This is a genomic window from Desulfotomaculum sp. 1211_IL3151, from assembly GCF_036763075.1.
Taxonomy (GTDB): domain Bacteria; phylum Bacillota; class Desulfotomaculia; order Desulfotomaculales; family Desulfotomaculaceae; genus Desulfotomaculum.
In genome coordinates, this window is record NZ_JBAIYV010000058.1 from 1 (window position 1) to 16033 (window position 16033).

18 protein-coding genes and 2 tRNA genes are annotated in these 16033 nt (G+C 42.8%); 4 read left to right on the plus strand and 16 right to left on the minus strand.

The features are described 5' to 3' along the window. Positions 1 to 132: 132 nt before the first annotated feature. From V6C11_RS15960 to V6C11_RS16010, 11 genes are all read right to left on the minus strand, one after another. Positions 133 to 333 carry a hypothetical protein gene (locus V6C11_RS15960; protein WP_333532195.1) on the minus strand — a complete coding sequence of 67 codons (201 nt, stop codon included), beginning with the start codon at positions 331 to 333 and terminating at the stop codon, positions 133 to 135. 79 nt (positions 334 to 412) lie between these two features. Then, entirely contained in the window at positions 413 to 760 is a 348-nt protein-coding gene (locus V6C11_RS15965; RefSeq protein WP_333532196.1) for an antibiotic biosynthesis monooxygenase family protein, read from the minus strand. A gap of 15 nt (positions 761 to 775) precedes the next feature. Then, positions 776 to 1309, minus strand: coding sequence for a DNA-3-methyladenine glycosylase family protein (locus V6C11_RS15970; RefSeq protein ID WP_333532197.1), 534 nt, complete (start codon positions 1307 to 1309; stop codon positions 776 to 778). Between the two features lie 39 nt (positions 1310 to 1348). Beyond that, the gene (locus tag V6C11_RS15975; RefSeq protein ID WP_333532198.1) at positions 1349 to 1597 is read right to left on the minus strand and encodes a hypothetical protein; all 249 of its coding nucleotides are present in this window, start codon (positions 1595 to 1597) and stop codon (positions 1349 to 1351) included. A 36-nt stretch (positions 1598 to 1633) separates the two neighbouring features. After that, entirely contained in the window at positions 1634 to 2566 is a 933-nt protein-coding gene (locus tag V6C11_RS15980) for a DUF1848 domain-containing protein (RefSeq protein WP_333532327.1), read from the minus strand. A 28-nt stretch (positions 2567 to 2594) separates the two neighbouring features. Continuing rightward, the gene (locus tag V6C11_RS15985) at positions 2595 to 2804 is read right to left on the minus strand and encodes an MGMT family protein (RefSeq protein ID WP_333532328.1); all 210 of its coding nucleotides are present in this window, start codon (positions 2802 to 2804) and stop codon (positions 2595 to 2597) included. 482 nt (positions 2805 to 3286) lie between these two features. Further along, a complete protein-coding gene (locus V6C11_RS15990) occupies positions 3287 to 3415 on the minus strand; it encodes a hypothetical protein (RefSeq protein ID WP_333532199.1) in 129 nt (42 codons plus the stop codon). Positions 3416 to 3541: 126 nt separating this feature from the next. Then, positions 3542 to 3618 (minus strand) — tRNA-Pro (locus tag V6C11_RS15995). Between the two features lie 470 nt (positions 3619 to 4088). Further along, entirely contained in the window at positions 4089 to 6074 is a 1986-nt protein-coding gene (locus V6C11_RS16000) for a transglycosylase domain-containing protein (protein ID WP_333532200.1), read from the minus strand. A 155-nt stretch (positions 6075 to 6229) separates the two neighbouring features. Beyond that, positions 6230 to 6949, minus strand: a complete 720-nt coding sequence (locus tag V6C11_RS16005) for a cell wall hydrolase (protein ID WP_333532201.1) — start codon at positions 6947 to 6949, stop codon at positions 6230 to 6232. Between the two features lie 205 nt (positions 6950 to 7154). After that, complete coding sequence (locus V6C11_RS16010) at positions 7155 to 7994, minus strand: DnaD domain-containing protein (protein ID WP_333532202.1); 840 nt, start codon at positions 7992 to 7994, stop codon at positions 7155 to 7157. 236 nt (positions 7995 to 8230) lie between these two features. Here V6C11_RS16010 and V6C11_RS16015 point away from each other — a divergent pair, with 236 nt between their 5' ends. The 3 genes from V6C11_RS16015 to V6C11_RS16025 all read left to right on the plus strand — a co-directional run bounded on the left by V6C11_RS16015 (position 8231) and on the right by V6C11_RS16025 (position 10381). Further along, on the plus strand, positions 8231 to 8383 hold the full coding sequence (locus tag V6C11_RS16015) for a hypothetical protein (RefSeq protein WP_333532203.1): 153 nt from the start codon (positions 8231 to 8233) through the stop codon (positions 8381 to 8383). Positions 8384 to 8519: 136 nt separating this feature from the next. Then, on the plus strand, positions 8520 to 9659 hold the full coding sequence (locus V6C11_RS16020; RefSeq protein WP_333532204.1) for a sensor histidine kinase: 1140 nt from the start codon (positions 8520 to 8522) through the stop codon (positions 9657 to 9659). Positions 9660 to 9727: 68 nt separating this feature from the next. Then, on the plus strand, positions 9728 to 10381 hold the full coding sequence (locus V6C11_RS16025; RefSeq protein ID WP_333532205.1) for a response regulator transcription factor: 654 nt from the start codon (positions 9728 to 9730) through the stop codon (positions 10379 to 10381). Positions 10382 to 10422: 41 nt separating this feature from the next. On the opposite strand, the gene V6C11_RS16030 is transcribed toward V6C11_RS16025, so the two are convergent. Beyond that, the gene (locus V6C11_RS16030) at positions 10423 to 11577 is read right to left on the minus strand and encodes an alkaline phosphatase family protein (RefSeq protein WP_333532206.1); all 1155 of its coding nucleotides are present in this window, start codon (positions 11575 to 11577) and stop codon (positions 10423 to 10425) included. A gap of 304 nt (positions 11578 to 11881) precedes the next feature. Between V6C11_RS16030 and V6C11_RS16035 the strand changes: the two genes are divergently transcribed. Beyond that, positions 11882 to 11958 (plus strand) — tRNA-Pro (locus V6C11_RS16035). A gap of 57 nt (positions 11959 to 12015) precedes the next feature. Here the strand turns inward: V6C11_RS16035 and V6C11_RS16040 are convergent. The 4 genes from V6C11_RS16040 to trpD form a co-directional block, all read right to left on the minus strand. Further along, positions 12016 to 13224 (minus strand): EAL and HDOD domain-containing protein, encoded by a 1209-nt coding sequence (locus V6C11_RS16040; RefSeq protein WP_333532207.1) that lies wholly within the window; start codon positions 13222 to 13224, stop codon positions 12016 to 12018. 396 nt (positions 13225 to 13620) lie between these two features. Then, positions 13621 to 14238, minus strand: a complete 618-nt coding sequence (locus tag V6C11_RS16045) for a phosphoribosylanthranilate isomerase (protein ID WP_333532208.1) — start codon at positions 14236 to 14238, stop codon at positions 13621 to 13623. Beyond that, on the minus strand, positions 14231 to 15016 hold the full coding sequence (gene trpC / locus V6C11_RS16050; RefSeq protein WP_333532209.1) for an indole-3-glycerol phosphate synthase TrpC: 786 nt from the start codon (positions 15014 to 15016) through the stop codon (positions 14231 to 14233). The genes V6C11_RS16045 and trpC overlap by 8 nt, the downstream gene beginning before the upstream one ends. Further along, complete coding sequence (gene trpD / locus V6C11_RS16055; protein WP_333532210.1) at positions 15013 to 16029, minus strand: anthranilate phosphoribosyltransferase; 1017 nt, start codon at positions 16027 to 16029, stop codon at positions 15013 to 15015. Before trpD ends, trpC begins: the two co-directional genes overlap by 4 nt. Between the last annotated feature and the right edge of the window lie 4 nt (positions 16030 to 16033).

A 16033-nucleotide genomic window follows, 5' to 3' on the forward strand; every position in this document is an offset into this window, starting at 1 on the left:
TGCTTGAATTCAGCACTGTATTGTTTCTTATGCTTTCCCATTAAACAGTTCCTCCTAGTTAGTTTTAATTTTACACTAAGCTAGGAAAAATCTCTATTTTGGTTGTCCTATTTTTATTCTAGCAGCATGGTTCTATTTTGCTTGTGTAAAGGCCTCATACAAACACTCAATTTCCCTTATTTTAACATTATGAACAGATGTGCATTCAAATAACGACTCATCGAATACAGCAATATTCGTTCCGCCTGTTCCCATCGCGCTGGTATATTCAACGCCAGCGTATCCCTTACCTTTTATGAATTTCATAATATACTGAGTAGGTAAATATTCCAACGGACCTTCCGTTTTGCTCAGTCCAATCCGAACTGTTCAAAACCTGAAGGTCATTTCAAGCTGCCTAAGAGATGGAAGATTAGCAGTTGAAAACCGCATTACTGTCCTCCGGCGCTTCTGACCGATCATCTTTGCTGTAACTGCGGATTTTTGAAGTAACCGTGATATTGTAGCTTTCAAACATGGAATCTCGTCCTTGTTTTTGGCTCATTCGATGCTCTGCCTGATTGCGCCATTTGCTGACCGCTTCCTCACTTTCCCAAACCGACAGGCTGAGCAGCTTCCCCTCATTAACAAGACTGGAGAAACGCTCTGACCGTATGAAACCTTCGCTTTTCATAAGTTCATTTTTCAGATTGGCGGCCAGCGCAAGATAGCCGTCCATGTAGTCTTTTTTGATCGTGACCTCAAATATTACTAAAACCATACTATTCCCTGCTTTCTATACATTGGTGTTCTGTTTTATGCCAATCATCGGCAGACACCGCTGTTCAAAATAGATTTCGCCGTCTTTTAGATATGGAGCAAACCCGGTAGAAGTTCCTCCGCGCATATCATCTTCCAGCAAGGCAATTATTTCTTTCCCGGTATGTTCAGGGGTATTGGTCAGTGCAAGCCATGCCTTTAATGACACCTCAATGGCGGTAGATTCCTGTTTCGCAACAGCGTATCCAGGCTGCTCAAACAGGCGCAATGGCTCCTGCTTGCCAAGCCCCTCACAGGCGCCGTGTGAAATCTGCCACAGGTAAAGGCTTGCCACCGTCGCATATGGAGAGTACCGTTTTTTATACTTGGCAAACAGCTTCGGCGTAATCTCCCGGTGGTGATACAACATCCGCAACCCTCTGATAATCGCCATATCGCCCCAGCTTATCACGTTCATGCGCTGCATAGAAAATATCATCAGCATTTCTGCTGTCCAGACACCGACGCCTTTGATTTGGCTCAACCGTTTGCATACATCTTCATCGGACATGTTTGAAGCTGCGCCAAGTCCAAACTGCCATCCATAATACTACGAGGCTTTTCTCATGGAAATGCCGCAGGTTTGCAGTTCTTCGGCAGGGGTTGCGTGAATATGTTCAGGCGTTACAGGGTCAAACATGGCCTGAAAGCGCGCCCAAACCGTTTCCTGCGCTTTTGTGGATATTTGCTGCCCGATGATGGAGTTAACAAGCACCATGAACAGATCGGGAATGACCTCCCGCTGCACATGCCCGATTTCGTCAATGGCCTTGCCCAAAGCCGCATCTTTCGCCTTCAAATACTCGATTTCTTTGCTTCCATATTCAAAATACTGTTATCGCCCATACCATGCCTCGCGCTTCAAAAAGGTTTTCTGTGCGCCGGGTTCCAACCTGTCAGTCGGTTTCAGATGGCCGATCAGCAACGGTGAATCCGGGTCGTGGAGCATATAGTTCTCACGGGGCAGTTGCACGTTTTTATTGGCATAACAATACTTGCATCCATTAAGACAGCTATTGAGAGCGCCAATATCCCGGCTTTCGATGCAATGGCAGCCCTTGCGAAAACCCTTGTGCTTGATGTCACGAAATTGGAGGCCATTCGCCCGTCCCAAAATATCTAATGTTACACAGCCGGAGGTCTGAATGCCATACCGGGCGTAGTTTTCCTCCGGCCCGCAGGTCTGCAAAATAAGGCCGTGTTTTGCGGCAATCCCGCCAAGTCCCCGCGCGATTTCGTCCATTTCATCGGCTGTTATAGGAATCAGTTCTGGCAGGTTCGTTTCGTGCTTTTTGTACATCTCCACAAAGCTAAAAATACAGCGGTCGATGTGACTGGCCAGCCGTTTCACCATGTATTCAAAGGTTTCCAAGTGCCGCGCTACGGTATAGCGTTCTGTGAGCAACACCGGGTCATAACGCCACGCGACGCGCTGCGCGCCCACAATATCGGAAAGGATAAGCAAAGTGTTTATGCTTGTATCAATATCGGGAATACCCGGTTCTATGTCCTCGCCGTAGGCGGTGATGGTGTAGTAGAAATAGGTGTTGAACCGCTCCGTGATTTCATGGATGCGGTCGAGGACAGGGGTATAGTTTTTGGAGCCAAAGATCAGGCAATCTATTTTGTCGGGCAACAGTTCATACCGTCTGACCGAATTGGGGAACAGGGAGTTCCGCGAAAAGACATATCCCTCCGCAAACCGTTTAAACATCCAATCCGAATAATAGTTGACAATATCGGTTCTGCCACTGATGTTGAGAATCATGTGCTGCTCCTTTATGTTTTGGTATTTACTATTCGCGCCAGCGGCATTTGGCAATATCCACACGATCATCGGATACAAAAGGAATATCTTCTGCTTCCAACATCGCCTTTCGCAAATCAGCGTGCATGCTTTTGGCAATCGAACCATCAGACAGTACCACCCGATGCCACGGTAGCTCATTCGGACAATGCCCGATTGCCTGCCCAACCGCACGCGCTGAATGAGGCCGTCCCAACATCCAGCCAATTTGCCCGTATGACACGACTTTACAGCCCGGTAAACCAAGTTGGCGGTGGCGTCGGTGACGGAAGTGCCAGGGGCAAGCTCCGGCCTGCACAAGAGGCAGGGGCGGTATCCGGCTTGTTCCGCTTCCGCTGCTGTGTGATAAAAAGTACAGTTTTAGGCTTTGGTTTGCCTTGCCCTGCATACCGGGCGGCAGTATATTCCCGTGGACGATAGCCGACAAAAAAGCGTCCGTCAAACCATACGTCCTTTGCCTTGAACGCGGCATACAATTCAGCAGTGTTTGCCACCAATATTTTCGCCTTCTTGCTAAATACTGGTTTCATTATACCACGCCTTTTCTAAATGTCTGGCTATTTCCGGACATGGTTTTTATTGTGTATTACTACTTGGGTGAACTGCGTGCAATCGTCATTGACGGTGGCTTTATGGCAGTTTATTTTTGACGAATTCCGTGTGCCGGTTGAAGAGGACTTCTTACACAAGGTTGTCCAATTCAATCGTGCCAGAATTCGATGGGCCACAGGCACCAAGATGGACAAGTGGTTCAAAAACCGTGTTTTCCAGTTTTTCGTCTCTGGTTTCGGCTTTTTCGGTAATATCCAAATTGGACATCCAAACTATATAGCAATGCCCAGAAGCCTTATCGCACAAGGCTTCTGGGCAACAAAAATGACCTTCGATTTTGTTTAGTCCAATTTGAACTATTCAAAACCAAAAGGTCATTTCATTTGGTCGGGGCGACAGGATTCGAACCTGCGGCCTTTGATTCCCGAAACCAACGCGCTACCAAACTGCGCCACGCCCCGAAGCAACTGTAATTATAACGTAACATGCAATTTCATGTCAATAAAAAACCCTAGAAAATTCTAGGGTTAAAGTTTTTTAGTACAATATGTACCATTGATTGTCACGCTACAAGCGAAACTATCAAAGATGACGGTAAACCAATCTCCGTATAATTAGCTACTTTATGTAAATAATAGGTTTAGCTATTTATAAAGGCAGGGGGTACATCAATGTCTAGTTGTTGTGTTTGTGGCAAGGAAATGCATGAATCTAAAATGGTCTTCGAGGAAGAGCTAGAAAACAGCTATTGTGAAAATTGTTATCTGGCCGAGAGAGCCGCGGAATAAGGGGAGCCATGGTGGCTATGGGTCCATAAAGATGATCGGGGATGTCGCAACTAAGTATAAGCGACATTCCCTTTTTTGTTTCATCCTGAGCAAAAGCAAAAGATAACCGTGTTTAATTATCCTTTAATTTACTGCTGTTTGTCTTACCCATCATCGTCTGGTCCTTGTTCTGGTATTTCAGGACTCTGATTTTGCTCCGGTGCAGCCTCCTCATCCTTATTCCCAGAGCTACCCCACCAAAAGTCACCAAAACATGGAATTTGTGGTTCCGTTCCCTTAATAAAGTAAGCAGCCATTGTACTGCTGGATAAGGCCGAGGCTCGAAGCCCATCATAACCACAAATATAGGCCTCTATTACCCCTTCTGGTTTTATAAAATCCCTTGCTTCTTTCCCTTCTAAAGCTTTTTCCATAAAATTACCCCAAATGGGTGCAGCAATATCACTACCTGTTAGCCCAACATGCCTCGTCTTATCATCATATCCTATATAGACTGCAGCCACTAACTCCGGAGAATAACCAACAAACCAGGCATTTGTAGTTTGGTCCGTGGTTCCTGTTTTCCCTGCCACTGGCCTTGACACAATTCTGGATAACTGCGCCGCTGTACCACCTGGTTGAACAGCTGCCCGCAACATATCCGTTACAATATAAGCCACTTTCTCATCAATAACCTTAGAGATCTGTGGTCGGTTTTCTTCAATAACCCTGCCTGAAGGGTCCGTCACCTTTAAGATATACATCGGTTTAGTACGAATACCGGCATTGGCAAGAGGTCCAAAGGCAACAGCCATTTCCAAGGGTGTTACCTCTGAGGCACCCAAGGCAAGCGATAAGTAGGGATCCAACTTACTTTCAATGCCCATGGCCCTGGCATAGCGCACCAATTCCTGGGGGCCTAGACGATCTGCCAATTGAACGGATATTACATTATCTGAAATCGCCAAGGCCTGCTTGAGGACAAAGGGCCGATAATGGAAACCCTTATAGTCCTTCGGTGTGTAACCACCGGGATAGGTAGTGGGTTGGCAAAAAAAGGTTGAAGCTGCTGTATATCCTGAACCAATGGCTGCTGTATACAAAAATGGCTTAAAGGATGAGCCAGGTTGAGATTTAGCTAAAGCTCGGTTATACTGAGACTGTTGCCAATTTCTCCCTCCAACCATGGCTTTAATATAGCCGTTCTCAGGATCAATCGCAACCAAGGCCCCCTCAATTTCTGGATCAATTTGTTCTAAACGCTCAACAACCGCCTGCTCTGCAGCCCTCTGCATATCCAGGTCCAGTGTAGTTTGAATGGTTAGACCACTGGAATAAAGCAATTCCATACCGTCGGGATATTGATTTTTAAAATGCTTAACAATCTCGGCCACAAAGTAAGGTGCCTGCCGAAAATATTCTGTTTTGGCCTGGGGTTCAATGGTTTCTGCCACTGCTTGATCCCTTTGGTCTTGGGTAATCATACCTAATTCCAACATTCTGTTTAAAACTACCTGTTGTCTTTGCTTCGCTCCCTTTAAGTTGGTTGTGGGTGCATAATAACTAGGCGCCTTTGGTAGTCCTGCCAGTAGTGCACTCTCTCCTAGGGTTAAATCCTTGGCGTGTTTATCAAAATATGTTTGAGCAGCGGCCTCAATGCCATAGGCTCCCTGACCAAAGTAAACATTGTTTAAATATAAAGTTAATATTTCATCCTTTGTATAAGTCCGCTCTAATTGAACGGTATAGTATAATTCCTTTATTTTCCTGCCAAGGGTGCGCTCCGGCCCTAGATATAAATTTTTAGCCAGTTGCTGGGTAATGGTGCTGCCACCCTCAACAATACTAAGGTTGCGCAAATTTATAAAAGCTGCCCTGGCTAATCCTCTAAAATCTATACCAACGTGCTGATAAAAGCGATAATCTTCGATGGCAATTATTGCTTGCCGCATTTCCGGTGCAATTTGATCAAATTCTACCGGAATTTGATTGGTTTGGGATATCGTGGTGATTAGCTTGTTATTAGCATCGACAATTCTGGAAGGGGTAGGAATGTCTGTAACGGTTTGTCCCATGTTTGAACAACCAGCAGCCCACATGAAAACAATAACAAAACAAACGATTAGGAGTAAAAGCCGATAACGTTGCATTTTTTCCCTCCTAAAATACTTACTATTGAATCTTTGTTATTGTTTCCTTTGAATAAAATTGCTATGTAATTTCTCCGTACCAAAAATTCCCTGATAAATAGCAAAGGGTGTAGCTAACTACTAAAACGTAGTATTGCGACACCCTTTTTTTGACTCTATACTTTGGTTGCCCTTGTGGCAAATACATGATTACCAATTTGGGTAATGACAGGTAGTGTTTTTATCCATTTATCTGTGGCAATAACCGGATTATAAAAGAATAGAGCACCACCAGTAGGATCTTGTCCACTTAATGCGTCTACCGCTGCTTTCACAGACTCCTCATCTGGCTCGAGATTAATCGAGCCGTCTTGAACCGGTGAGAATTGGTACACCCGATGGTTTTTCTCTAAAATAATTTCCCGAATACTTTTCGGAAAATCAGGGCTTTGCATACGATTTAGTATAACTGCCCCCACAGCTACTTTACCCAAATAGGATTCCCCTCTAGCCTCGGCATGAATAAGCCTCGCTAAAAGTTTAATATCCTCTCTGGATACATCTCCCCGTGAGAGAACCATACCGTAGGATGAGATATTTACTGCCGGAATAATAAGACTTTGATCTGGATATATTGTAGTATTCTTTAGATTATTGGCACGCATCAATTGACCAAGTGATACATGATAATCTTTACACACCTGGTACAGGGTATCCCCTGGTTTAACTTTATAGCTTATTTCAGAATAAGATTGACCCGATTCGGAATTTTCAAATTCTAAACCGCCGGCACCGTCGCTAGTCCCTCCCACAGCTATTGTAGCACCCATAAACCCTGAGGTGACTGCTACCAAAACCGCCAATAATGTGGCGATTCTACGGTACTTCTTGTTCATAATTCCTCCTTTCTTACCCATCAGATAGTTTGTACAATTTTGTAAAGAATATACATTGAGGAAGAAAGGAGAAATAAATTTAAATGATTGAATAATACAATGTTATTTAAAATCTTCCACCCCCATAAGCTGAAAGCGGATGGCTGAGTTGGCTTACTTCGATAAAAAAATAAAACGCCCTAAGGCGTTATTTTCAAAGATTCGATTAACTATACATCGATCTCATTAAAGTTTTTTTCTTTAATTCCGCTCGGTTGTTAACATCCGTACCTGCCCCTGTTTTTTTGGGCAGTTGCTGTTTTAGTCTATTTTGTTCAAACTGACGTTGAGAATTCTCTACTTCTTGAATGGTTCTAATATTATTTTTATGCCATTCCCTTAGGATGCTGCCGATATATTTGAAATTATGTTTACCTCGTATTACTGCCTGTCTTAATGCTTCTAATATTAACTCAACCTCATGATCATCCAACCAGATGGTAATTTGTTCAATCTCCATGGGTGAAAGAAGCCTGCCAAATTCATTTTCAAAGGCATGACACAGATCTTGTTCTCCGGAAGATAAAACAGCACCCAGCTCCTCATTGGTATAAGCCTTACCACCTGGATTATGTATTTTTTCTGAAATTTTATCCAGTTCCTTCTTCTGGTTAAGAGCCCATACTTCCGATAGTTCAAAGACAAGGGGTTCAAAATCATACCCTTGTTTTACAATACCCTCTTCTCCAATATAGTAATTCGTTATACCTATTACCCTCTTGTCAAGCAATCCCTTGATTTGTTTTTCAATCTGAACCGGCTCCGCAGAAAGGCAACTGGCCAGTATCTCCGGGCTTGGCATTAATAGGTTTTCTTCATTGCGAAGCCTTAACAACTGAATAACTAACATCATTTCCGAATCAGTAATGCCAACATCCCGATAATACCTAAGAAATAAATTAGGTATTCCCGTAATTCCCCCAGAAAAAATAGCTGAACCAAAATAAACGGTCATGTTGGTAGCATCAAATTCTTTTTTTAGAGCCCGTCTATTATTCTGTGACATGCCCCCAACCCCCTCATATCCCTTACAAATATATTATGGCAAAATTTATACTCTTGTCCACATTAGTTTCTCGACAAAGTTAATTAAAATCTGGGCTTATCTGTTTTGATTAGCGTTACTCTTTCATCTAAGCCTTATAACACGATTTTCCTAAATTACAAATAGCAAGTTACAACTCCCTTCAAAATAAAAAATACAACAATAGGTTATTATATACTAAAAACGGGAGTGTCGCTATGTCCACAGATAATATATTTGATCATATTAAAACTTTACCGCATGACGAACAAAGGCAATTAGCAGATCATCTTCTCAATCATTTGTCGCAGAAACAGGAAGAGGAAGAGGATGATCAAGATTTTAGTCTGTATAACCTCGATATTTTCTAAAGGGCAGTGCTGAGGCATTGCTCTTTTTCCGTACTACCAAATAACAGATTCCCGAGTTAAGTAGTAAAAAACTGCAGGATATTCCGTTTTGTGCCACGAATTATTTTAGTTAAATAAAGAAAGAGCAGGTCATAGTATGGTTGTTGACATAAAGATTTTAGATAAGATTATTAAAGAGACGATTTCAACGATAAATCAAAGCAAAGAACAGATCTACTACATTGCAGAATCCGCCCGTATGGAGTTGCAAAGACTGGAAAATGAAATTAAAGAAGTAAGAAGCCGCTTATTCATAATCATTGATGAAGTTAATAAACTTGAACTTGAGGAACGAAAAACGAGGATCCGTCTAATGGATGTCAGTAGAGATTTTCGTAGCTACAAAGAAGAAGATATTAAAGAAGCCTACGAAAGGGCCCAAGTTACACAGTTAAAGTTAGTAATGCTTCGGGAAGAAGAAAAATCCCTGCGTTTTAAACGGGATCACCTTGAGATATCCTTTAAGCGTATGAAAGATACCGCAAGTCGTGCGGAACAATTAGTTTCCCAGGTTAGTGTAGCACTACAATTCCTAAGCAACGATTTATCTGGAGTAAGTGAAAAACTGACAGATTTGTACGATATTAAACAGCTTGGCCTTTCGATTATCCGTGCCCAGGAAGAGGAAAGGAAAAGAGTGGCCAGGGAAATCCATGATGGCCCTGCCCAATCGATGGCCCATATCGTTATGAGGACTGATTTTTGCTCAAAATTATTGGAAATAAACCCCAGTAAAGTTGGCGGTGAGTTAGTTTCCTTGCAACAACTTGTTCGCCAAAGCTTACAAGACCTTCGAAAAATTATTTTTGATCTCAGGCCAATGGTATTAGATGACCTTGGACTTGTTCCCGCGGTTAAAAAATACCTCGAAGTCTTTCAGACACAAAATAATTTGATGGTAGACTTTAACTTCATAGGCACGGAACAACGTTTTGATCCCTCAATGGAGGTAGCTGTCTTTAGAATTATTCAGGAAGCACTGGTAAATATAAAAAAACACGCCCAAGCCCAAAAGATTATTATAAAAATGGAGCTAATTTCCAAAAGAATTAACGTATCTATAATTGATGATGGTTGTGGGTTTTGCGTAGGCAGCATTAAACCCCGAGAAGACGGAAGTGGCTATGGACTGCTTGGGATGAAGGAAAGGATACAACTTTTAAAGGGTGCCCTGATGCTTAACTCAACTCCTGGTAAAGGGACAGAGATTCGTTTTTATTTACCATTGAAAAACTAACTAATCCTTACCTATTGAGAGTTTTTATAGCCTTCCATGGGTCAAGGATTGACTTGGGAGGTAAAGCAATGAAATTTATTAGAATACTTATAGCGGATGACCATGTTTTAATTAGGGAAGGCTTAAGGAAAATTTTATCCATTGAGCCTTGTATACAAGTGGTGGGTGAAGTATCTAACGGACAACAGGCCGTAGAATTTTGTGCCAAAAATTCAGTAGATATTGTTTTAATGGATATTAATATGCCTATGATGAATGGTATTGAAGCCTGTCGGCTGATCAAGGAAAATAGAACAAATATAGGCATCATTGCTCTAACTATCCACGATCAAGAGGATTATCTCTTTGAGCTTATCAAATATGGTATTTCCGGTTATATCTTGAAGGATGTTCACCCCGATCAGCTAATCAAGACTATTTTGGGGGTTGCCCGTGGAGAATCCTTTATTCCCCCCTCTCTTACATCCCGGGTACTGGCTGAGTTAAGCAGACTTGCCACAGTTAGTAAAACAGAAAAGAAACGCCAATGCCTAACGGAAAGAGAAATAGAAGTTCTTAGACAGGTTGCCAAGGGCAAAAGCAATAAGGCCATTGCCAATGCCTTATATATCAGTGAAAAGACTGTTAAAAATCACCTAACAAATATATTTCAAAAGATTGGTGTGGTTGACCGTACCCAGGCCGCCCTTTATGCCATAAAAGAAAAAATCGTTAACCTATAAATAATTGGCCATGTGCAATTGCCCATGGCCATAAGTCTGTATTAAAACATCAGGAATCTTTTTTTCAGTAATTTATAAAGTACCAGATAACCCACACCAACTGCCCCTATGATAATTAATGCAAAAATATGATACATGTCAATACGATTTTTTAGAGATTCTATCTTTTGATCCCTTTCAGCAATTTGCTCCTGGATATCTTCCTTTTCCCTGGCCACGATCTCCTGCTCAGACTTTACCCGAAGTTTTTCTTCCTGTAACCGAGTCATTTCTTCCTGTAAATGAGTATTGGCTTGACTGAGATCCTTAATTCTTTCTTGTAACATGTATTCACCGGACTGGCCAGTGGTTTCATTAAAGGCGTTCCACAATACCAACCCGTCATTCTTGTCTAACTTCACTCCGTTTAAATAAGCAATGGTCGGGGTAACATCACAGATGCTTATCGGTGGTATTGTTCCCCCACTTTTAAAGGGTAAACCTTTCATAATAAGTGGTGGTGCACCGAGGGTACCACAAAGAACAATCATCGAGCTGTCGTAGATATTTTCATCGTGTAATTTTTTTAAAAGACGACCGATCTGGGCATCGGTCTTGGTAACCGCCATTTTATATTCATTGCTGTTTACCCCATATTTCTTGTAAGACTCGCGAAGTTCCGGCAAAAGAATAATATTCATGTAGGATTGTTCCTCAGTCCACTCATTTAATAAATTATCAATAACCAATTCATCTTTACTATCAAAGGGACCTATACAGTTATGCCCCCCCTCTGCCAGCAAATGTTTTATATCCCCTTCAGCACCATAAAAACAGGTGTTAATTTGCTTTTCCTCCATAAATGCTTGAATAGACTTACCTTCCAGTATGTCTCCTGCCTGTATAAACTTGTGTTTATCCGGCAGCATACCTGTTAGGATGGATGCCACTGCAGCCTGCCTTGTATCTGGAAATACCGAAATGACCTTAGAAGCCCTAATCCCGGTTGTGGCTAAGCCGTTAATATTAGGAGCAGAGGTCTTTTGCAAGGTTTCATCCTGTAAGCCATCAGCAACTATCATAAAGATCTTACTGGTTACCTTTGAGTACTTTTCATTTTCCTGTTTAGTTATCGATTCTTCAGCCATTGTCTGGGTTGAAAAAGCAAACCAAACCAAAATTGCCATAACTAGTATAGAAGCTCTCTTTTGATACATCTGCTGGAACCCCCTCTGGGCAACCTTTTTTATTATATATATCGAGGTGTTGTCCAGCTTATGACCATTATTTTCCTATAATTATTGACAACTTACCCTTTTTTCCACATTTTAGTGTATATTATATTTATATTTGCTCATACTATTAATACTCCGCTTTGGTGAGTTCTATCTCTCCCGTCCAGCAAATAGCTGGGCTTTTTCTTTTTAGAAACCCGGAATAATAATTTAAATTAATATTTTCGAAAAAGCCTTGCCAGTGGCAAACTTTTTTGCTAAAATAGCTTTTGTCAGTGAAACATACCGGGATGTGGCGCAGCTTGGTAGCGCACCTGCCTTGGGAGCAGGGGGTCGCACGTTCAAATCGTGTCATCCCGACCAATCAAACCATCTAAAAAGGCTATTGCATTTTGCAATAGCTTTTTTAGATAACCCATCTTATTCAGTTATCGTGTGAGATAAATCAAGCGCATTAAAGTAAGTATCAATAATATCCTTGGCTTTTAAATTTAATTTAGTAGCCAGCTGTTTTAAGTTATGCCACATACCCTGTTCATAACAAACGGCCAACTCGTAAGTATCTTTTAATATGGAGCTTTCACCCAATAAAGTCTTTTTTACATCTTCTGAGATCGGTAATTCGACGAGAATTTCGTCTAATGGTTTATCTAGGATGGCATCAATTAGGGATAACATCCCAATTAAATAAAGCTCTGAACTCCTGTCCTTTAACCCTACCTTTGGTGCCATCTGCTCACAAAAATATGCCCTTGTTAAGGCCATTGAAAAAAGTTCACTTGGTTTCTCATCTCCTAAACCCTTAATTGCTACCAATAATAACCACCGTTGCAACCCTTTTGCGCCTAAAAGGGTTAATGCCTGTTTGATGGATTGGATTTGTGTTCTTAAACCAATGGCAGAGGAATTTATCATTTTGAGGAGTTTGTATGAGAGAGAGAGATCTGACTTGATCAGTCTTTCTATTGACTCAAAACTAAAATCTTGTTTATTTATCTCCTGTAAAATATGAAAATAAATCAATTTGTGGGTTGGTATATTTTTACCCGACAATATGATCGGTTTACTGAAAAAGTAACCTTGGAAATAGGTGTATCCTAATTTAACCGCTTCCTTAAAATCCTCATGGGTTTCTATTTTTTCCGCTAAGAATTTAATTCTATAATTGGCTAACCTTTTAATGATTTGAGCTTTTTCCTCTCGGCTTGTGTTTAGGAAATCAATTTTGATTATATCTGCCAATTCAATCAAAGGTGTATATTTTTTTTGATACACAAAATCATCCAGGGCAATAAGGTAACCCTTTCTTTTTAGTCTCTTGCAGGCATTCACTAATTTTTCATTTGGTTCGACATCTTCCAATACTTCTATGACCGTGGATTCTGCTGGTAGTATCGTTGCAAAATCTTGTTCAAGCAGATTATTGGAAAAATTTACAAATGCCCTTTTGCCCCTGGTCAATTTATTAAAGCCAATGACCATCATACTATTTAGGATCAGCTCAGACGTGGCCTGATCACCGTCTAAATTAGAATAGTAATTACTTAGACCAGATCTATACAGTAACTCATAGCCAAATAAATTTAGACCTTTATCGAAGATAGGTTGCCTGGCAACATATAATTCCATTTATACCCCATCCATTTCTTCATAAAATTTCCCCAGAACCAACAAATGATATTTTGAGCAATTCTATCATTCTTATTAATATAAGGGAAGAGATCTCGTTATAGTGTAATCCATTATTAATCAATATGTTATATTTGCAACCCTATTGACATAATTCTTAATTAAAGATCCTGTGGTTTTGTGTCATAAAAAACTAAGCTGACGTCAAATTCTTGGCGTCAGCTTACTATGTCTGGTGATCATCCTACTACTTATTAATTTTTTATATTTATTTTATTTGGATGCACAGCAAAGAAGAGGTTCTTGCTCACGGCCTCTTCTTTTTTTCACCAAACGGGTATGGCAAATTCGTGGGGTAAGGATGCTAACAAATTCATCCTGTCAAATTCACCGAACCTACCTGGTATTATCTGCATGCTGCCTCACTCTCTCGACAAATTGTTCCATCTTGGAAAAATCTTTATAGCCATTCACCTCCACGCCGCTGCTCACATCAACCACCGCAGGTTGAACAATTCGCATGGCTTCCGCCACATTTGCCGCCTGTAAGCCACCGGCGAGAATCAATGGCACTCTTAAATTTATCCCTTGGGTAAGCAACCAGTCAAATGTCCGACCGCTCCCGCCATAGGTCCCGCCCGCCGGTGCATCCAAGAGAATTCCGTCCACTGTATAGCGGCTTAGCCGATGCTTAAATTCGGCATCCCTGACCGGGAAGGCCTTCCAGACTAACTGCTGATACTGTGTATCAGCCGGCCCCTCGTCCCCATGGAGCTGGATAACATCCAAACCCAATGCCGCAGCATGCTGTTCAATTAACGGCCGGGGAGCATTCACAAACACCCCCACTTTGCTGATTCCCTTTGCCAACTTAGCTACTAATTTAGCTGCCCTACTCAAATCGATTTGCCTCCGACCGGGGGCAAAAACAAAGCCGGCATAATCAACACCCAGGCTGTTTACCAAGGCAATATCTTCCTCCCGTCGCAAACCACAAATCTTAATTTTAACCATTAACGCCAGCCTCCCTCAACTTGGCTAAGGCGGCTGCCTGATCCCCGGCCCGCATGAGGGCTTCCCCAATGAGAACTGCATTGACACCCAAAGCTTTTAGATAAACAATGTCTGCTGCGGTTTTTATGCCGCTGGCCGAGACTTTAACAATCGGCTCGGGAATCTGTGTTGCCAGTTGCTCTGTGGTCCGCAAGTCAACACTAAAATCATGTAAATTACGGTTGTTTATGCCAATTATTTTTGCCCCGGCCCCAAGAGCCAGTTCAAGTTCAGCTAAGTCATGCACCTCCACCAGACAAGCTAAACCAAGCTCGGTGGCCAGTCGGCAAAAATCCTTAACTTGCTTGCCCAGGACGGCAACAATCAATAAAATTGCATCCGCCCCAAGGAGCCGCGATTGATAAACTTGATACGGATCAATGATAAAATCCTTCCGTAATAACGGACAGGGAGTAACGCCTTTGACAAGGCCAATTAATTCTTCACTGCCGCCAAAGAACTTTGTTTCTGTTAAGACAGAAATGGCCTTGGCACCGCCCCTGGTATAGGCTGCGGCAATTTCCGGCGGGTCAAAATTTTTACGAATCATCCCTTTAGCCGGTGAAGCTTGCTTGATTTCGGCAATCACGCTCATTTCAGCTTTGCCGTGCACTGCCGCCGTAAAATCACGCACCGGTTTGACCTGCTCCAGTTCTTTTAGCAATATCGGCAACGGTTTTTGGACCCTTTGCAAGGCAACCTGCTGTTGTTTCTGCTGCACTATTTGATCGAGAATCATGCACTCAACTCCTGACTTTTTTTAATAAATGCATCCAACTTAGCTGAGGCTGCACCCGAGTCAATCAAGCCTGCGGCAATTTTTATTCCTTCTCCTAAGTCACCGGCGGCATTGCCAACCCAAAGGGCCGCCGCACTGTTTAACAATACGATGTCCCGTGCCGGCGTTAATTCTCCTGCCAAGACACGGCGAATCAACGCCGCATTTTCCACTGCGTCCCCGCCGGCCAAAGCGGCACTTGGGGCATATTTAATGCCATAGGTACGGGGGTCAATGGTATAATCGGTGATCCTTTCACCCCGCACTTCACTAACAAAGGTGATATTCGTCGTCGTAATTTCATCCAGCCCATCGGCACCATGCACCACCAGCGCCCGCCGGACTCCCATTTGTTGCAGGACTGCGGCTACCGGCCGGGTATAGCTGCGGTCATAAACACCCACCACCTGTCCGGTAACCTTTGCCGGGTTAACCAGGGGGCCTAATAGGTTAAACACCGTACGAATTCCCAGTTCCCGTCGGATGCCGGCAACCTGCCGCAGGGCGGGATGATAGCTTGGCGCAAACAGGAATCCGATCCCCACCTCATTGATACAATGCACCATCTGCCTGGTGGCCAGCCCAATATTAATGCCCAACACCTCCAGCACATCGGCACTGCCGCTCCGGCTGGAAACCGCACGATTGCCGTGTTTTGCCACTTTAATCCCGGCGGCGGCGGCAACGATGGCCACGGCCGTGGAGATATTAAAGGTCCTGCCGCCATCCCCGCCGGTACCGCAGGTATCAATACTATCACCGGGCAAATCAATCGGTATTGCCCTGGACCGGATTGCTCCGACAAAACCAAGCAGTTCATCGACTGTTTCTCCCTTGCTGCCCAGTGCCACAAGGAACCCCGCGGTTTGGGCGACAGTTGCCTTGCCGCTGACGATTGTCTCCATGACCGCCATTGCTTCTTGTTCGGTTAAGTTTTCTTTACGAATTACTTTTTTAAATAACTCCTGTAACAAGCTA